Here is a 2,459-nt window from a genome sequence, read left to right as displayed (position 1 = left end):
CAAGAAATCACCGCCCAGCAAATTCAAGAGGCCTTACGTGACGATACGATTTTGGTTTCTACCATGTTTGCCAATAATGAGACAGGAAACCTACTGCCCATTGCTGAAATTGGTCAAATACTCAAGCAACACCCTGCCGCCTATCATGTCGATGCCGTTCAGGCTATTGGTAAAATCCCTATACACCCAGAAGAATTGGGCATTGATTTTCTCACTGCTTCTGCCCACAAGTTCCATGGTCCTAAGGGAATCGGCTTTCTCTACGCATCTAGCATGGATTTTGATTCCTATCTCCATGGCGGAGACCAAGAACAGAAAAAACGTGCAGGAACTGAAAATCTAGCTGCCATCGTAGGCATGCTTGCAGCTCTAAAAGAAGACCTAGAAAAACAAGAAGAACATTTTCAACATGTACAAAATTTAGAAACTGCCTTTCTGGCAGAGCTAGAGGGAGTTCAGTATTACCTGAATAGAGGCGAACACCATCTCCCTTATGTTCTCAATATTGGATTTCCTGGCCAGAAAAATGACCTCTTACTCCTTCGTCTGGATTTGGCTGGAATTTCAATCTCTACTGGCTCAGCCTGTACAGCAGGTATTGTCCAATCCAGCCATGTTCTTGAAGCCATGTACGGGGCAAATTCAGAACGCTTGAAGGAATCTGTTCGTATCAGTTTGTCGCCACAAAATACCGTTGAAGACCTAGAAACCCTCGCAAAAACCTTAAAAGAAATTATCGGAGGTTAGCCATATGGCATTTGAAAAAACCATTCAGTTAAAAAATTGTCGTTACGACTACACTCTTAGCCCTTCTGTTAAAAAATTCACCCTCAAGGACAACACTTTTTTTGAAACAAAGGTTGGTAACTATGAACTAACTCGCCTTTTGGAAAAAGTGCCAAACAGCGGTGAAGGATTCCAACTCAAAATCATCATTAACAAGGAACTTACAGGGGCTAAAATCAATATCACTGACAAGTTTGGCCTTCGTCTAGTTGATATTTTCAAATCAGAAGACCACCACATTCATCAGGAAAAATTCTACTTCCTCATGGATAGCTTGGTAGAACGTGGTATCTTTACAAAATCAGAAAGATAGAGCCAAAATGTTTGAATTGACCTATAAGGATAACTATCATGTAGAGCGGACTCTCAAGTATGAGGATTACGAGGAACTCATACTAGCTTTGTCAGGCTGTGTGACCCTACCAGATACACTTTATGTGACTTCTTTGACCTTTAAGGGCCAGAAAGTTTATCAGGGTCTGGTCGGAGACCTCTACCGTTTTCTATCACATGCAGATTTTTTACATCAAAACTAAGATTTTTCTTAGTTTTTTCTTATTTTTGTTGATTTTTTCACAATGTTTCTATAAAATAGAAGAATAGAAAGGTTGTGATTTTGTGAAAGATAAACAGTCTGCTATTCCAAAAGCTACAGCGAAAAGACTCTCTCTCTACTATCGAATTTTTAAGAGATTTCATGCAGAAAAGATTGAACGTGCCAACTCTAAGCAAATTGCAGAGGCTATCGGTATTGATTCAGCAACCGTACGTCGTGATTTTTCCTATTTTGGTGAACTAGGTCGGCGTGGATTTGGTTATGATGTCAAAAAACTGATGACGTTTTTTGCCGATTTACTCAATGATAACTCTATCACCAATGTCATGCTGGTTGGTATTGGAAATATGGGCCATGCCCTTCTCCACTACCGCTTCCACGAACGTAACAAGATGAAGATTATCATGGCCTTTGACCTAGATGACCATCCTGAAGTCGGTACCCAAACTCCTGACGGGATTCCCATTTACGGAATTTCTCAAATCAAGGATAAAATTCAGGATGCTGATGTCAAAACTGCTATCCTGACCGTTCCCAGCGTCAAGTCACAAGAGGTTGCCAATCTCTTGGTTGATGCTGGCGTGAAAGGAATTCTTAGTTTTTCACCAGTCCATCTGCATTTACCAAAAGACGTGGTCGTTCAGTATGTCGATTTGACAAGTGAACTCCAAACTCTCCTCTATTTCATGCGAAAAGAGGATTAGAAAGCGAAAATCATTTTATGAAAAAACCAGTTATAGGGATTACAGGAAACGAAAAAACTCATCCTGATGATGACATCATGATGAGCTACGCAGCAAAAGGCTTTGTTGAAGGCGTTAAAGACGCTGGAGGGATTCCCATCATCCTACCGATTGGTGATCAAGAAATGGCCTGCCACTATATCAGTATGGTTGACAAGCTCATCTTAACAGGTGGGCAAAATGTTGATCCAAAATTCTATGGCGAACCGAAAACAATTGATAGCGATGACTACCACCTTCAAAGAGATATATTCGAACTAGCCCTCATCAAGGAAGCTATCAAACAGAAAAAGCCTATTTTCTCCGTCTGTCGTGGGACTCAGCTTTTTAACGTTGCCATGGGCGGAACTCTGTACCAAGATATCGAAGATCAT

General features: G+C 40.9%; 5 protein-coding genes. All 5 read left to right on the top strand.

Translation table 11 applies throughout. The annotated features are described in order from the left end of the window. The coding region (locus SMIDD26_RS12665; RefSeq protein ID WP_246746881.1) for a cysteine desulfurase family protein at positions 1-747 on the top strand (747 nt) is incomplete at its 5' end. A gap of 4 nt (positions 748-751) precedes the next feature. Further along, positions 752-1,099 carry a DUF1831 domain-containing protein gene (locus SMIDD26_RS03585; RefSeq protein ID WP_045606992.1) on the top strand — a complete coding sequence of 116 codons (348 nt, stop codon included), beginning with the start codon at positions 752-754 and terminating at the stop codon, positions 1,097-1,099. 7 nt (positions 1,100-1,106) lie between these two features. Beyond that, positions 1,107-1,322 (top strand): DUF4649 family protein, encoded by a 216-nt coding sequence (locus SMIDD26_RS03580; RefSeq protein WP_061438971.1) that lies wholly within the window; start codon positions 1,107-1,109, stop codon positions 1,320-1,322. Between the two features lie 82 nt (positions 1,323-1,404). Continuing rightward, positions 1,405-2,046 (top strand): redox-sensing transcriptional repressor Rex, encoded by a 642-nt coding sequence (locus SMIDD26_RS03575; RefSeq protein ID WP_061438969.1) that lies wholly within the window; start codon positions 1,405-1,407, stop codon positions 2,044-2,046. A 17-nt stretch (positions 2,047-2,063) separates the two neighbouring features. After that, positions 2,064-2,459, top strand: a 396-nt coding sequence (locus SMIDD26_RS03570) for a gamma-glutamyl-gamma-aminobutyrate hydrolase family protein (protein ID WP_134990152.1), incomplete at its 3' end; no start/stop codon positions are given.

The sequence above is a fragment of the Streptococcus mitis genome, from assembly GCF_001579035.1.
GTDB lineage: Bacteria > Bacillota > Bacilli > Lactobacillales > Streptococcaceae > Streptococcus > Streptococcus mitis_J.
The sequence above is the reverse complement of the archived record's forward strand: the minus strand, read 5'-3'. Positions and strand labels throughout refer to the sequence as shown.

What these genes read in the sequence shown, in the direction of transcription:
- SMIDD26_RS03585 (WP_045606992.1), top strand. Translation starts at nt 752, where the DNA reads ATGGCATTTGAAAAAACCATTCAGTTAAAAAATTGTCGTTACGACTAC.
- SMIDD26_RS03580 (WP_061438971.1), top strand. Translation starts at nt 1,107, where the DNA reads ATGTTTGAATTGACCTATAAGGATAACTATCATGTAGAGCGGACTCTC.